The 15521-nt window shown below is 37.6% G+C and carries 12 protein-coding genes; 3 read left to right on the plus strand and 9 right to left on the minus strand.

The window, feature by feature from the left end:
• The first annotated feature begins 8 nt into the window (after positions 1 to 8).
• The 3 genes from KE531_09470 (at position 9) to KE531_09480 (ending at position 2936) form a co-directional block, all read left to right on the plus strand.
• Complete coding sequence (locus tag KE531_09470) at positions 9 to 1130, plus strand: NAD/NADP octopine/nopaline dehydrogenase family protein (protein ID MBR9953838.1); 1122 nt, start codon at positions 9 to 11, stop codon at positions 1128 to 1130.
• A gap of 281 nt (positions 1131 to 1411) precedes the next feature.
• Positions 1412 to 1669 (plus strand): hypothetical protein, encoded by a 258-nt coding sequence (locus KE531_09475; GenBank protein ID MBR9953839.1) that lies wholly within the window; start codon positions 1412 to 1414, stop codon positions 1667 to 1669.
• A gap of 31 nt (positions 1670 to 1700) precedes the next feature.
• On the plus strand, positions 1701 to 2936 hold the full coding sequence (locus KE531_09480; GenBank protein MBR9953840.1) for a DUF1015 domain-containing protein: 1236 nt from the start codon (positions 1701 to 1703) through the stop codon (positions 2934 to 2936).
• Positions 2937 to 3050: 114 nt separating this feature from the next.
• Here the strand turns inward: KE531_09480 and KE531_09485 are convergent, their stop codons facing one another.
• The 9 genes from KE531_09485 to KE531_09525 all read right to left on the minus strand — a co-directional run bounded on the left by KE531_09485 (position 3051) and on the right by KE531_09525 (position 15521).
• The gene (locus KE531_09485; GenBank protein ID MBR9953841.1) at positions 3051 to 3440 is read right to left on the minus strand and encodes an HI0074 family nucleotidyltransferase substrate-binding subunit; all 390 of its coding nucleotides are present in this window, start codon (positions 3438 to 3440) and stop codon (positions 3051 to 3053) included.
• Complete coding sequence (locus tag KE531_09490; GenBank protein ID MBR9953842.1) at positions 3427 to 3744, minus strand: nucleotidyltransferase domain-containing protein; 318 nt, start codon at positions 3742 to 3744, stop codon at positions 3427 to 3429. The genes KE531_09485 and KE531_09490 overlap by 14 nt, the downstream gene beginning before the upstream one ends.
• A gap of 29 nt (positions 3745 to 3773) precedes the next feature.
• Complete coding sequence (locus KE531_09495; protein MBR9953843.1) at positions 3774 to 5213, minus strand: putative DNA binding domain-containing protein; 1440 nt, start codon at positions 5211 to 5213, stop codon at positions 3774 to 3776.
• A 787-nt stretch (positions 5214 to 6000) separates the two neighbouring features.
• On the minus strand, positions 6001 to 6972 hold the full coding sequence (locus KE531_09500) for a glycosyltransferase family 2 protein (GenBank protein MBR9953844.1): 972 nt from the start codon (positions 6970 to 6972) through the stop codon (positions 6001 to 6003).
• A 228-nt stretch (positions 6973 to 7200) separates the two neighbouring features.
• Positions 7201 to 8691 carry a glucosyltransferase domain-containing protein gene (locus KE531_09505; protein ID MBR9953845.1) on the minus strand — a complete coding sequence of 497 codons (1491 nt, stop codon included), beginning with the start codon at positions 8689 to 8691 and terminating at the stop codon, positions 7201 to 7203.
• 1 nt (position 8692) lies between these two features.
• Positions 8693 to 11791 (minus strand): HAD-IA family hydrolase, encoded by a 3099-nt coding sequence (locus KE531_09510; GenBank protein ID MBR9953846.1) that lies wholly within the window; start codon positions 11789 to 11791, stop codon positions 8693 to 8695.
• An 18-nt stretch (positions 11792 to 11809) separates the two neighbouring features.
• Complete coding sequence (locus KE531_09515; GenBank protein MBR9953847.1) at positions 11810 to 13450, minus strand: class I SAM-dependent methyltransferase; 1641 nt, start codon at positions 13448 to 13450, stop codon at positions 11810 to 11812.
• Between the two features lie 10 nt (positions 13451 to 13460).
• A complete protein-coding gene (locus tag KE531_09520; GenBank protein ID MBR9953848.1) occupies positions 13461 to 14711 on the minus strand; it encodes an ABC transporter ATP-binding protein in 1251 nt (416 codons plus the stop codon).
• Positions 14712 to 14720: 9 nt separating this feature from the next.
• A complete protein-coding gene (locus KE531_09525) occupies positions 14721 to 15521 on the minus strand; it encodes an ABC transporter permease (protein MBR9953849.1) in 801 nt (266 codons plus the stop codon).

Genomic DNA, 15521 nt, shown 5'->3' on the forward strand with positions numbered 1-15521 from the left:
GAAAATGTATGAAAATTTGTGTCATCGGAGGCGGAAACATCGGCACTGCTATTGCTGCAGATTTGGCAAGGAAAAACCAAGTTACAATGCTAACCGGGCATCCGACTAATTGGAAAAAGGAATTATTTAGCCATGATACAGATACAGGGGAAGGCTTCCAGGCAATATTGAATGATATTACTGACTCTGCTGAAAAGGCAGTGAAAGATGCGCAGGTAGTTTTCCTAACGGTTCCTTCCTTTTTAATGGAGCAAGAAATTCGCCGTTGTGAGCCTTATCTGGCCCCCGGGACAATTTTTTGTGTAATGCCTGGAACTGGCGGGGCAGAATTTTTATGTAGGGGGTTATTGGAAAAAGGGGGTATCTTGGCAGGATTTGATCGGGTTACACATGTGTCAAGGCTAGAAACGTATGGAAAATGTGTAAACGTAGCTAAAAAGAAAAAGGTTCGTATAGCAGCCTTGCCCAAAACAGAAGTGGTATCTGTTGCAGCATTAATGTCTGAACTTTTTGAAATGGAATGTACTCCATTAGAAAATTATTTGACCGTAACCTTTACACCATCCAATCCTCTTTTGCATACGGCAAGAGTATTCGATTTATTTGGCGATTATAAAGAAGGAATGACTTGGCCAAGAAATATTTTGTTCTATGGAGAATGGACCAACTTTGCATCAGAAGTTATGCTAGAATGTGATGCCGAATTACAGGCATTATGCCGTCGAATCGAAGCTGCGCAGAATATAAATTTGCAGGGAGTTATTCCGTTAAAAGAGCATTATGGAGTAGAAACGATTTCGGAATTAACTGATAAAATGCAAAGTATAAAAAGTTTGCAAAATATTACTTCTCCAATGTCTCTTCGGGGAGAAAATTACATTCCGGATTTTAACTCACGTTATTTTTTGGAAGATTTTCCGTATGGTCTCTGCATTTTACGCGGCTTTATCGAAGTTGCAGGTTTATCAGCCCCATATATGGACAAAATTCTTAAATGGTATTGTCAAATCACGGGAAAGCAATATTATTTTGATGGAAAATTTAAAGGAGCTGATTTAGCAGAGACAGCGATTCCCCAAAACTATGGCATTACGACTTTGGAAGAATTAGGGATTTTTTATAATCAATAAAGGGATTGGTTTCAATATACCAAGAAAAAAGAGGGGTAAGTTAATATTTTTTCTCCCACAAAGAGATAATTTGCGCAGATTTTTAATTATACGGTTGAAGGAATGGAGTATTATCCACAGAACGGCGGAGCTTGGTGAATTTTTTGATAATTTTATAATTGAGGTGACTTATTTTATGAGATGACTGAAACAACGAAAAAGATCTCTTTAGCTCCGCCAAAGGATAAATTTTGGATTTGATTAAGAAAACTTACGAGAACAAAAAATAGGAGGATAAAATCATGACTAAGAACTTTTTAAAGTACGCTTATTTTACGACAGCCTTTTCTATGCTGTTCAGTTTCCCATCATATGCTTACATTGACCCTGCTACAACGTCTTATCTTATTCAGATTGTAGCCGGTGTAGTAATTGCGGCCGGTGCTACTGTGGGTATTTTTTGGAAAAAAATCAAGTTAGCATTTAAACGGAAGAAAATGGAACACTTAGAGCAGAGTTTAAAAAAGAAGGCAGAAAAAGAAGACGCTAAAACAAAGTAAGGGGTGGTGGGAAAAGATGGATAATAAAGGGATTGCGCCATGTTTTCTTTCTGCCAATATACTGCTGCCTTCCTATGGAGCAATGTCAGATGCTTGGCCAGTTGTTGCCTGCGACCAATATGTCAGCCAGCCGGAATATTGGGAGGAAGTGAATGACCTTGTGGGAGATAAACCCTCTTCATTAAGAGTTATTTTACCGGAAGCATATCTTTCAGAGCGGTCAGAACGCATTCCGCCGATGAGAGAGGCCATGGAAAACTATCTAAGCAGCTCGATTCTAACGGAGCAGGTAAAACAAGGCTTTGTATTGGTAGAGCGGACGACCGAAGCTGGTGTTCGAATAGGCCTAGTTGGAATGGTTGACTTAGAGTCTTATGGAATAGAAGCAGATTCCAAGCTGCCCATTCGTGCAACGGAAGGAATTGTTCCATCCAGAGTTCCTCCAAGAGTGGACGTACGGCGACAGGCACCGCTTGAAATACCTCATATCATGCTGCTGATTGATGATGCAAAAGGACGTTTAATTGAAACAGTATATGCTCAAAGAGGGCATTTACGGCAGCTTTATGATACAGCCTTAATGAAAAATGGAGGGCATTTGCGGGGATACGCTGTTGAGGGAGATGCGGCTGAAACGGTTTGCCGCACGCTTATGGATATGCAGAATCAGTCAAAGGGCCTTTTCCTGGCAGTCGGAGACGGAAATCATTCTCTGGCTGCAGCAAAGACATACTGGGAAGAGCGAAAAGAGACACTTTCGGCAGAAGAAGCAATGCATCATCCTGCCAGATACGCGTTGGCAGAAATTGTAAATCTGCACTGCCCTGCCTTAAAGTTTGAGCCCATTCATCGTGTGGTCTTTCATATGAATGCCCAAAAAGTGTTAATGGCATTTGAAGAATATGCCACATCACGGGGAATGGCTTTGCTCCCGGGGGCAGATTTCTACGTTGTGGGGAAAGAACTGGAAACTGGATTTTCAATATCAGGCCTGAATGGCCGCTTGATTGTGGAAATCGTACAGGATTTTTTGAGCAGCTATGAAGAAAAAAATCCACAGATAGCAGTTGATTACATCCATGGAGAAAAAGATGCGTTATCTTTAGCGCGTAAGCCGGAGTGCTGTGGTTTCCTTTTGAAAAGCATCGATAAAAGAGATCTGTTCCCGGCAATTGAGGCAGGCGGTGTGTTGCCAAGGAAAACCTTCTCAATGGGTGAGGCGAGTGAAAAACGATACTATATGGAATGTAGAAAGATAGCATATTGATAGCAAAAAGGGCCTTGATTTTCTGAAGGGCAGCAAAAACCCGCCGATTTCAAAGTAGTTGTTGAAAATCGGCGGGTATGCTATGTGTATTGTTATATCGAATTCATCTACCGCTTACGATATCCGTTTACTCAGCACTTCCCTCAAATCACAGAACATCTCAACATACCGTTCTTTTGTCTCCCTCACGATCCCTAAAGCAACAGCTTGATTATAGGAATGGGCTACATTGTTCCTGGCTACCAACGCTGACAGCCAGCATTCTTCATCTGTGATCATACCAATTTTGTATGCGGACTTGATGATCATTTTGGGCGAGCCTGTATCCGCCTCGCGGATCCCTTCTGCGGACATAATTTCTTTCATCGCTTTCCAGGCCTGCTCAAAACAAATTTCGTAGAGTGCTACCAAACCGCTCAGAATCACATTGTTATATGGCTCATCATATTGATAGATATCTTTCAGATTCTCCAGAGCCCTGCAAAAATTTTCATATTTTTTCATAGATAATAATCCCATCCTTATTTATGCTTTCCAGTAACTCCTCTTCCATAGGGGCATTTAAGTTGATGATATCAAATTTTAAAAGCGTATCTATACACTCTTCCGCATCTAACGCAAAACGATTAAAGTCTCCACCCGAAACAGCCAAATCAATATCGCTGACGGTATAAAAATCTCCGCGAGCACGGGATCCAAATAAGATCATTCTCTCTATTTGATATTCTTTCGCCAGGCAGATGAGCTGCTGAAACACCTCTTCTTTTATCCCGGATACTTTTGGAAGAAACACCTTTTCTTGATCCATATATTTCAATAACTCCCTTTTAGTCTACTCTAGCCTCGATAAAATCTCTGATTCCTGCTTTTGGGATGTTCCGGAATTGTCATTTTAAGCTGCCCACTTTCCAGAAGCGGGTTAATGTAATTTTGGCTCACATAATAAATCGTGGCAATTCCAAGATAATCCGCAATTTCCTTTCTTGAACGCGGCTCACGGCAGAATTCCAAAAGATCCTGCTCTTCTGTCCGATCAGTAAAGTGGACTTCTCTCTGGACGCCATTATAGAATGTAACACAAAATTCACTCCTGGAATCCATAAATTCCGCATCCCGCATCCCCGCCTGCTTTAATTCCCGTCGGATGGTTGGAATGCCGGAATAGCGGTTTTCTGTAATTCCCAGCGTCTCCAACGCCCGTGCAAGAACGGGATTTCTTGTATCCGGCTGTACCTTGCCAAGCTTGTCAATGGAAAGCCGGCCATATAGTCCGCCTGGATTGCGGATTTCCAAGCGATCCTTGTAAATAATCAATTCAATGGGCATAGCTTCGGTATGGAAGCTGTAATCACGATGGACAAGGGAATTGAGAAGTGCCTCGCGGAGCGCGATCATCGGATATTCATACTTGTCAGCTCTGTAACCGGTGGACGGGTCGATGATGGTTTTAATTTTCAGATTGCTGTGCAGAAATTTCAGCGCCTGTTCCAGCACTTCGGGAATTGTCCCCTCAATTCTAAGATTATCACTGAAGCGAGAACCATCCGGCCCGACATCTCCTCTTTCATAGCCCGGAACCACCATGGCATTGATGGTGTACTGTGGATATGACATTTGCGGATAGAGGGAAAACAGCAGTGTGCATGTCAGAGTCGGCTTCCCATCAATAACTATGTTTAGGAAGCGAAAGACATCCTGATCCGGGAGCTTGGATAAATTGGGATTTTTATCTTTCACTAATTGAATGTAACGATTTAAAGCAGACATATCAATCGTCGTCATATCTGCTTTTTCATTGACCCGAATATCATCCTGATATTTTTTTCGGAATGCCTCGTAGCTGTAAATTTCATAATCTGTCATTGGTTCGTCGGAATCTCCGGAACGCACATAGGAGCCTTTCGTTCGGCCGACTCCACCATAATAGCAGGGGCGTTCTGTAACATCTGTCGCCGGAATTTCCGCTGATACAATGTAACCGCTGCCATACCGGACGCTGGTGAAGATGGGGCGGATTGGCGGAACCATCTGCTTGCACTGCTCATTCACTTTTTTCTGTAAATCCTGTACGTCATAAACTCCGACGCTCTGGAAATCGTTTGTCTCGTCAAGACCAAAAATCAGGACACCGCCGCTGTCCTGGTTGGAGAATGCAGACAGGGTATCATACAGGCGTTTTGGACAGCCATGATGAGCGGCTTTCACCTCGACGGTCTGCGTTTCGGCCTTCATATCCTGGATTTTTTTAATTAGTTCGAGTAATTCTATTTCGATCATGAAATTCACTCTCCTGTTGGGTTCTTGTTTGTATTTTACCCTAAAATCAGTGGAATTACAAGGGGATAAGCAAATGAAATAGAGAATAAGCAAAATTTTTGTTGGGTTATTAAAGGAAATAAGCAAAATGAGAGTTGGGTTATTGGGAGAGTTTGTTGGGAGAATGGAGAGGAAGAACATAGCCGCATCACATGCTTCAAACCTAACAGGCTGAGCAAACGGACATTTGCAGAGAAATCCATTTTCACCGGAATAAGCTATTTGTTCTATTGGCATGATCTGCCAGATGGGCATTTTCAAGGAGACGCGTTCAAGACAATCCTCCCTTGCACGGCTGATCCGGTAAGGATAATTTGCTTTTGTGATACCGTGATTGGCACACAACTGACAATACTCATGTTAGCCAGACAGCTGATTTGAATAGCTCATTCCTAAAGACGGCATTGTTCAGAAATCATAGCGGTTTCTGAACGTATAGATTTGTCCCTATATGCAGGTATCAAAAGTTAAGGCTTAACTTTTAATACCTATGATTGAAATATAGCCTATTGTCTCATATATTATCATACTGGTCGAGGTACGTACTATCTACAACTTACGGCATATCACTTAGCTATTTCCCTCCTAGTAGACCGGCAAAACAAAAGACGTTGCCCGAAAGCAACCCCTTTTGAAACATTCACCACGCGCAAACGGCGTATTTATATGTTTTTTGAATTTTTATTGGAAGTCTACCCGCGTGTATTTGATAGTTTTTAGCGGGGATCCCTGTGGTTAATTTGCTGAATCATTGTTCTTCGAAAGTACACTCGTATTTTTCTGATGATTGTACAATATTCGTCTCTGCGCATATATAAATTGGACGATTTTTGCTTTCCAAATATAGTTTAGATATGTATTCGCCCAAGATACCAAGGCACAATAATTGAAGTCCTCCAACCAGAAGAACAATACAGACCAATGACGGCCAACCAGCAACAGGATCTCCATACATAAGAGTTCGCAGTATGATGAAAAAAATAAACGCAAAAGCAACAATACAACACAAAACACCCAAAACGGCAGCGATTGCTAACGGAACTGTAGAAAACGCGACAATTCCTTCGAGACTATATAAAAATAATTTGCCGAAAGACCATTTTGTTTGCCCGGCAGCCCTCTCTACATTTTCAAATTCCAACCATTTTGTTTTATAACCAACCCACCCAAATAAACCTTTTGAAAAACGATTATATTCTTTCATTGATATTAATGAATTAACAAACTGCCTTGTCATAAGACGATAGTCACGAGCACCATCTACTATTTCCGTTTTGGAAATTTTATTTATTAATTTGTAAAAGCAACGTGCAAAAAAAGAACGAATTGGTGGCTCACCTTTTCTTGTCACTCTTCTTGTTGCTACCGAATCATAATGCTCTTCGGTAATATATCTGAGCATTTGGGGCAATAATTGCGGCGGATCTTGTAAATCAGCATCCATAATAGCGACATAGTCTCCACTGGAAGCTTTTAAACCAGCATAAATAGCCGCTTCCTTACCAAAATTTCGAGAAAATGAAATATACTTTATATCACTATTTTTTTGCGCCAAATTTTTTATTATGCTTAAGGTATTATCCTTTGAGCCGTCATCGACAAAAAGGATTTCAAAAGAATATTCTGATATACTTTTTTGTACATTTGAAATTGCCCGATAGAAAAGTGGCAAAGATTCTTCTTCGTTATAGCATGGAACAATAATTGAAACTAGCGACATTCTCATTACCTAATATATAGCAAACTATATATTTTTCCTTTCCGTATATGATTCGATTATCGTTTTGGGGTTAAAAAATTTAATTTTCATACATAGCGATGTCAATTAAACACTACTCATACTAGATACATCTTTGCTCTCCAACAACGTGACAATATATATATATATAACTGCTTTTCGTTGCTGTAATACTTTTACACAAGCAAGATATAGTGCCCTCTACCCAAATCAGTACTTGATCCAGTATAAGGTGTCATTCACAAAGATCAATTGTTCTTCCGGAATAAATGTATCCCAATTTTTTCTATCCGGCAAAAAGCCAACTAACGAAGAATCAAAAACGACTTTCTCATAGGCCGTGTTATTATAATAATTAATTGCATTCACATCTCCCCAATCAACACAGTAGCATTTTGTGTTAGTATCATATTTTACAAAAGATATGCCAGGATATGAGTATGATGGATTACTATCAAACGTGGTTCCTATTTTTTTTATATTTATAGTTGTTTCTTTTTCATATTGTTGTATCTGCTCTTGGATTTCCAATGCCGTTTTTTTATCTAAATAGTTGGATATAAAATGGTTAAGTCCAATCGTATGAATAGTAAATATATTAGCAGTTAGCATCACAAGAATCATTATAACGATATATACATTTTTACCAGATGAATTTTTACTATATGCAAAACTAATGATAGCCAAAAACGAAAAAGCAGAAAAAAACGCAACCATAGTTCTAGGCGCAAACCAGAGATTTTGTGAAACTAAATGAGGGGTAAAAATTATTGCATAAAATAGTAAACTAAAAAATGAAAAGTACAGCAGTTTTTTCAAGCTTACTTTTTCATCCTTTATCAATATCCAGTACATTACTCCACCCAAAGTAATCATAGAAACTGTTAACACCAAGGGCGGAAAAAAACCATTCCCATTATACAGAAGATGAAATTGCAGTTTTAGTAATTGTTTAGTGTTTGAAAGTAAATTATTTAGCGAAAGTGAAGCAACTCGCGCTTCTGAGGTTCTGGTAAGAAACTTTTGGGATATTAGTAAAAACAGACAACTTATCCCCATGACAAAAATAGTTTTTAAAATTATTTTATTATTAGTTTTATTAAAATTAAAATTTTCCTTTAAGCACAAATAAAGAAAAACAAAAATACCAAAAAAAGCAAATGTAGCTTGGTAACAAAAAAGAGACATTGTTAATAATGTAATTGAAATCATAAGATTTATTAGTCGGGTATTTTTTATCCAAACAAAAATGGCAACCATACATAAAAGAAGGCTAATGGCATAAAAAAGGGTCGTTTCCGGATAAAGAAACCATTCCAAAATAAAAGTATTGCAAAAAGAAATACTTATTGATAACGCAAGCCAATACAAATTACATTTTTTGTTTCGCTTATTAAGTGCTTTCGCAATAAGCCCTGTCAAAAAATATATACATAAAGATATTGATATAATAAGTGAAAACGTAAGAATCTTTTGGTTCGAAACCAAATTAAACTGTATATTGTTCAAAAGAAGAGTGACAATATAGTTTAAATATCTCGCATTTCTAATTTGTATATCCGGGTCTTCATTATAATATACACTATATGAGTCCACGGAAAAATGTAGGTTCAGAAACATACCAAAAGAAACAAAAACTACCAAAAAGCTAAAAATCAACACGCCATAATTTATTGGAGTTTTTTTCGCTATACTTTTCATTTTATTTTCCCCACAAAATATGATAAATTTTTTTGCACAATTTAAAAAGCAATGGCCTACCCTGCAGTTTATACCATAATTTAACTCGTAGAGCTTCACGCTCTAGGCATAGTAAAATCAATCCTTGAATAATGCAGCTTTTTCCCTGTAATCGTTCGTTCAGCATATCGCCAAATGTAAGCTGAGGGAGTGGCGAAGCAACAGCAATTCGATAATTTTGATTGTATTCATTATACTGTTGGCGCAAAAAATCAGAGATTTTCAGCTCTGTACGTGCGCCATACACGGTATCCTCAAAAAAAGAAGCATCAAAAATTTTCAGATCTTCAGATTTCATATAGCGCAGTGCTCCTTCATATGGGTATGAAACTTCCGTAGATTTCAAAGGAAGTTCTTTATAATGATTTTGAAATACCTTTTTAAAATCTTTTATAAAATCTAAAGTCCCTTCCTGAATTTTATGAACTATGAAAGTATCTTGATATTCTTTTAATTGCATTTCGAAAAGAGGAACAGCCATTTTTTCAACGGACCATTCAAAACCAATACAAGAAGGTTCAACGGACGAGAAAATATGTTCTCTAATTAGTCCTGTCATACATGGAGTAAAATCATAAAAGGAATGAATTCTAAAGTCGTGTTGAATACTTTCTACTTGATATTGTTTATTGTCTGAATGAATAAAAAATACATCGATACCACGCCCGGCCGCTTCAGAAATTGCCCCCTGAATTCGGCCGCTATATCCCATGTCAACGGTTGCTGTATTTTCTGATATTTGAGTATAATATGCTGCGCACTTATTTTTGGCTTCTTGGTGCTTTTTCGCGTCATATGCATAAATAAGAAATGCCGTAATAAATCGGTAATACTGTTCTTTATCTTTGAAACAAGACGTTTCCCTCATATTTAATTCATGCAAAATATCAATCAAAACAGATTGAGAACCATCCTTTATCGCAAAATCTAAAATTTCCAGCAGTGTTTCTGGTGTATGATTTCTTATTTCGATGGGCATATCATAAAAGTCATACGGAGACTTTAAAATGTAGGGCATTAACGCTCTGCGGGAAGTATATAGGTATTCTGCTTGAGGCGCATTCGGATATAATTCTTTTAATTGTTCATATACAAGCATCGGAAGGTAGCCATCACGGGATGTAAAGTATAGTTTTGAATACCCATAATTCCTGCTTTCTTCAATTAACCATTTGACAAATCCCAGCAAATGCATTCCAACAGGATAGTACCCAATAAAATAAGGGTCGGCATTAAAATCACTTTCTTTATTGAAAAATCTGTACGGGTTATCAAAATATTTATTTGCAGCCAATGCCAATAAAGCTCCATAACCAATCGAGTCTTTATACTTTTTACGATTAACTATATCTGCGCACGCATAATCCCCGATAAAAGCGCATGCATTCGTCTGCACTCCTTGAATTTTATTTTCCATGGTCTCTATTGCCTTAGGAAGAAAAAACGTTTGAATCCCCAAAGCTTTAGGCCTTTCAATATCATTATTCCAGGTGTCGCCAATATGGAGCATGTGCTCGCCACTAATTTTTAAAGATTTTAATATATAGCGAAAAAGATTGCCGGTAGTTTTAGTTAAGCCAATATCTGAAGAAAGGAATAGGTATTTATATTCCCTATATTCAAATTTCTCCAATATTTCAACTATTGTGCTTCTATCCAAATACATATCCGAAGTTAAAATAATATTTTTCCCCAGGCTAACAGTAAAATCAAATAATTCTTTCCCTGCCTTTCTGATCGATAAAAAGTTCTCTTCTAATTTAATTTCTGTTTGCATTAGTTCTTTCGCTATTGTTTCAGGTATTTTGTAGTACTCGGAAATTACAAGGTAAATTTCTTCTAAAAGAATATCTTCTCTTTTAGGTGCAAGTTTCCCCCACTTTTCACGTGCTAATTTCTCTCCTTCAATACGAATTTCCTTGAACGAAGCATTTGTATCCATTTTTTTTCGATATAAGGGATCTAAGAAAGAGAATAGATCTTCAGGCTTATAGAATGGACGAACAATTAGTGTGTCAAATATATCAAAACTGATCCATTCATTTCTTTCCTCGGCAATTATATCTTTTACGTACTCTAAGCCGCCAGTCCATTCAACCATTTGAGAATTAAAAAAATGGTCCTTATATTGTATTTTTTCCTCCAGATTTGGTTCGAGCTGTTCGATCAATTTGAAGGCACTTTCCTTTTCGGCGCCGCTATACGTTGATTGTGCATGATTTTTCCACATTTTAGCATAATATTTCCGAAAATTGTTATAATGTGAAATAAGAGTTTCATCTGCAAACTGCGATTCCAGGAAATTCTTTACAAAATCAAATACGGTAATGATGTCATTTAAATTCTTCTTAAATTTTTCAATCGGTATATTGGAGGAATTGGTTGACGCATTTTCATTCTCACAGTAAAAATAAGCATCATTCTCAACAGAAGCTACGCAATTAGCAAAATAGAAAAGTACAGAAGAGAATGCGATATCCTCTGTCATTATGACATGCGTATTAATCCTTTCAAAATAGCTGATTGCCTGTTCCCATAAATTCTTACGGTAAATTTTATTCCAGATAGTGTGCCAGGAATAGCACAAACCCTCCTGTTCCCAAAATTTTGTGCGCACTGCTTCATGGCCACGAATCGTAGGGAAGCGAAGACTGATATCATGAAAGTTATATATCCAGTGTGAACCGTCTATCTTCTCTATTACAGTTCTGCCTATAACAATATCGGCGCCTTCCTCTTCTGCTTTGCATATCATTTTTCGATAAAAGTCCCTAGTCACATAATCGTCGCTGTCTAGGAAAGCAATGAAATTTCCGCTTGCCTGGCGGTATCCCGTCAGCCTTGCCAAAAAAAGTCCTCTATTTTTTTCATGTTTCAGATATTTTAGGGAAAAAAACTTGTCTTTATATCTTTCGATAATTTCATCCGTGTTTCCCGGAGAACAATCGTTTACCACGATTACTTCTATTTGCTTCAAACTTTGTTTTAAAACACTATCCAAGCAACGATCCAAAAAAGCTTCCGTATTATATACAGGAATTATCAATGAAAGGACTGGCATGTTTTTTCTCCTCCACCTTTATTTTTTTCTCAAAAGTATTTTGAACACTTTATACTCTATGGTTTTTTGATATTTTTGTTGTAGGCTATCTATTGTATTGCATAAGCTTGCTTTTTCTGCTTCAAGTTGTTGTAATCTTAGATCTGACTCAAGAATTCGCTCTTCATGTTCTTTTTGCATGTCATCGTAGGCTGATTGGATATCTGACAGATCGCTTTTTATTTGATTGATATATTCGTCTTTCTGAGAAATCACTTTATCATACATATCTTTTAATTTTGCTCTTTCTAATTCAAGATTTGAAATATAATCATCCTTTTCTTGTAAAGTTTTTCTATAGCCCTCTTCTACACGTTCTACCGTACTCTCTAATTGTTTTATATAGGTATTCTTTTTTTGAGTTTCGGCTGCATGTGCATTCTCCGTGTTTTCTTTTTCGCGCTCTAGTTTTAATATATAAGAATTTTTGCCATCTATAGTTTTTTGGTAGTCTCCTTGGATGCATTTCACATCTGTTTCTAATTTCTTTATATATGCATCTTTTTCCAGGATAGTATCTGCATATGCATCTTTGACGCTCTGTTGCCCCAATTCGAGCTCTGAAATATAATTATTTTTCCCGTCTATTGTTTTTTGGTAATCTTCCTGTATCCGCTTTTTTTCATGTTTCAGCTCTTCTATATCGGCATCTTTCTGGGCAACAATTTCTAAATAGGCGCCCTCTATATCCTTATTTTTAGCTTCTAAATTTGCGATATAATTATCTTTCCCATCTATTGTCCTCTGATAATCCTCACGTACCTGCTCTACGGCATTTTCCAGTCTTGAAATATATAAATCTTTCTCCTGGGTACTTTTTTCGTATCGCCTTAAATGCGTATCTTTAATTTCTATCTGCTCTTTTAAACTGGAGATATAAAAGTCAGCATCCAAAAGTTTAAAATGAGCCTTTCTCATCTCATCTTTCAGTTCAACATCATAAGTATTGTTTAAGGCCTGATAGTGGACCGGTACATAGCTATTCTTAAATTCTTCATAAGTTTCCTCACATAAAAATAGAATCCCCAGCCCCATGCTAAAATCAAATTGAAGATGATAAGGATTTTCCTCTGTTAATTCTCTCCAAAATTGACAGGAGCCCATCGTCTGGCCATCAATCTTATCCGGGCTAATGTCATGGAACAAAATTATCCCATCTTTTTTCACCTTATTTTTCCAAGTTACAAAATCATGTTGAACATCTTCATAATGGTGAGATCCATCAATATGGAGAAGATCTATGGTTTCGTCTCTAAAATGTGATACTGCCTCATCAAAGGTCATTCTTAACATCTTTACATATTTGTCTGAATAACAGGCATCTTTAACTTTGCAGAAATCATGATACGCGTCCTGCTGATAATCTGTCTGCGTAAAATCGTCTCCCCGCCAGGTATCCACTCCATAAAAAACAGATAGTAGCTGGAAATCTTTAATGGCCTGAGCGATTGCAAAGGCAGAACAACCATAATAGCTTCCCAATTCTACTACCGTATGCGGCTTCCAGTTTGCCATTAAGTCATAGATAAAATTTCTGTGCCCTGACCACGGGGAGTATCGAAGAAGGTCTACATTAATCTTATCGCATTCAAACTCTGGGCTATAATAATTCCATTTCATCCAGTTCGCCTCACTCCATCGCTGTAATATTTAGGTTTTCCATTTCCTGATTAAACACTCCAAAAATTGTTTTGCCATTAACAGAAGCGCTGATATGGATTGCATGGTTAATCCAACATTCTTCTACTTGATTCAATACCTCTATTCCATCTCCAATTCCGAGAGTAATGAAATAATCTCCCTCCCGGATTTCCGGCCAGCTAAACTCGAATGTTATTACACTGCTTCCTCTGTGCAGCACAAATTGTTCCACGTGGGAAGTCAGGCTTGTCTGACCAAAAACTTCATTGCCGTACTTGTCTCGTACCTGATACCCAATAATTAAATTTTCCACCTCTCGTTTTGCATCAATCAGCATGGATATCTGAAAAAGGGAATTTTTCTGGCACGCTTCTCCAAAAGGAATTCCATCTACCTCATAATAAAATTTACGAATAATTACATCCATATTACCGCTATATTGTTTTAGCTGTGGTATTTTGTAATTTTCAAAATCTGCCAATCCCTGACGAAGAACATTATCATTATGCTTTATTTCTCCCTGTTTCACCTGAAAATATCGGGTAAGTGCCTCCTGCGGCTCTCCATTAAAAATCAAATTTCCCTGATGCATCACAATAATTCGTCTGCAAAACTTTGTGATTGCATTCAGATCATGTGAAACAATCAACACGGTTGATCTACCAGCAAGTTCACGAATTTTTTTGTAACATTTTTGCTGAAAAAAAATATCGCCTACACTTAGCGCCTCATCCACAATTAAAATATCCGGTTCCACATTAATAGCTATTGAAAAAGCAAGCCGTACAAACATCCCTGACGAGTAGGTCTTTACTGGCTGATAAATAAAATCCCCAATATCTGCAAAGTCTAAGATAGACTGTAACTTTTTATCGGTTTCTTCTCTGGAGTATCCCATCAACATGGAATTCAGATAAATATTCTCCATGCCTGTGTACTCTGGATTAAATCCTGCTCCAAGTTCCAAAAGGGCCGATATCTTTCCCTGAATATTTATTTTTCCGGACGAAGGCGCAATTACACCTGTAATAATTTTTAAAAGCGTTGATTTGCCAGAGCCATTTACGCCAATAATACCAACGCACTCCCCTTTTTCCACAGAAAAGGATATATTCTGCAATGCACAAAAATTTGTATGGTAAGATTTCCCATCTAAAGAGAGAATCTCCCGCACCTTATCCTTTCTATTTTTATAAAGAGGATATGTTTTGCTGAGTTCATTAACCTCTATCACATTCATTCTAATCACCTACAACTCATCTGCAAAATGCGGCCGAAGCCTTGAAAACAAAAGGCCACCCGCTGCAAAAACAGTAACAGCTACTCCCCAAAAGTATGTGGTATAAACAGGATGCTCCCAAAACCCAATATGATAAATAAAGCTCTCTCTATATCCTGACACAATATAGTACATGGGGTTCAATTTGAGCACAGTAACTACCCATGGCTCCATATTGTCCGGATTCCAGAAAATTGGGATCGCCCAGAAACCAACTTGCAAAAGAATTGAAACCACCTGTATAAAATCCTTAAAAAGAACGGTAACAGACGAAATTAAAAAAGAAATCCCGACTCCCAGAAATAGCAAGGCCGCCGAATAATAAACGGCCTGCAAGCAGTAAAGAGATAGAGCTTCACCATACACCAGATACATAACAACAATAAATCCAACAAAAAAAATGTGCACGAATAATGCCGAAACAACTTTAACGACTGGCAGAATCTCCACATCAAAACGGACTTTTTTTACCAGATAATTATATTCTTGCATGCAGTATGCACTAAAATTCATTATATCTGAGAAAAAGAGCCAGGGCACAAATGCCGGAACAAACCAAAGAATATACGGCATATTATCCACCGGCGTTGATTTAAAACCCATCTGAAATACAAACCAGAAAACAACAATCGTAAACATCGGTTGAACAAATGCCCATATCGTTCCCAGTAGAGAACTTGCAAATTTGGCTTTAAAATCATTTTGGGCCAGATCAAATAACAGTTTACGATCCTGATAAATTATAGTAATGATTTTTATTAAGTGTTTCAT

This window comes from Eubacteriaceae bacterium Marseille-Q4139 (assembly GCA_018223415.1).
Taxonomy (GTDB): domain Bacteria; phylum Bacillota; class Clostridia; order Lachnospirales; family Lachnospiraceae; genus CABSIM01.

Bases quoted from the DNA above. Each gene is read 5' to 3' on its own strand.
- KE531_09515 (MBR9953847.1), bottom strand. From the start codon at position 13,450: ATGAAATGGAATTATTATAGCCCAGAGTTTGAATGCGATAAGATTAAT.
- KE531_09470 (MBR9953838.1), top strand. From the start codon at position 9: ATGAAAATTTGTGTCATCGGAGGCGGAAACATCGGCACTGCTATTGCT.
- KE531_09500 (MBR9953844.1), bottom strand. From the start codon at position 6,972: ATGTCGCTAGTTTCAATTATTGTTCCATGCTATAACGAAGAAGAATCT.
- KE531_09505 (MBR9953845.1), bottom strand. From the start codon at position 8,691: ATGAAAAGTATAGCGAAAAAAACTCCAATAAATTATGGCGTGTTGATT.
- KE531_09485 (MBR9953841.1), bottom strand. From the start codon at position 3,440: ATGAAAAAATATGAAAATTTTTGCAGGGCTCTGGAGAATCTGAAAGAT.
- KE531_09495 (MBR9953843.1), bottom strand. From the start codon at position 5,213: ATGATCGAAATAGAATTACTCGAACTAATTAAAAAAATCCAGGATATG.
- KE531_09475 (MBR9953839.1), top strand. From the start codon at position 1,412: ATGACTAAGAACTTTTTAAAGTACGCTTATTTTACGACAGCCTTTTCT.
- KE531_09525 (MBR9953849.1), bottom strand. From the start codon at position 15,521: ATGAAACACTTAATAAAAATCATTACTATAATTTATCAGGATCGTAAA.
- KE531_09520 (MBR9953848.1), bottom strand. From the start codon at position 14,711: ATGAATGTGATAGAGGTTAATGAACTCAGCAAAACATATCCTCTTTAT.
- KE531_09510 (MBR9953846.1), bottom strand. From the start codon at position 11,791: ATGCCAGTCCTTTCATTGATAATTCCTGTATATAATACGGAAGCTTTT.
- KE531_09490 (MBR9953842.1), bottom strand. From the start codon at position 3,744: ATGGATCAAGAAAAGGTGTTTCTTCCAAAAGTATCCGGGATAAAAGAA.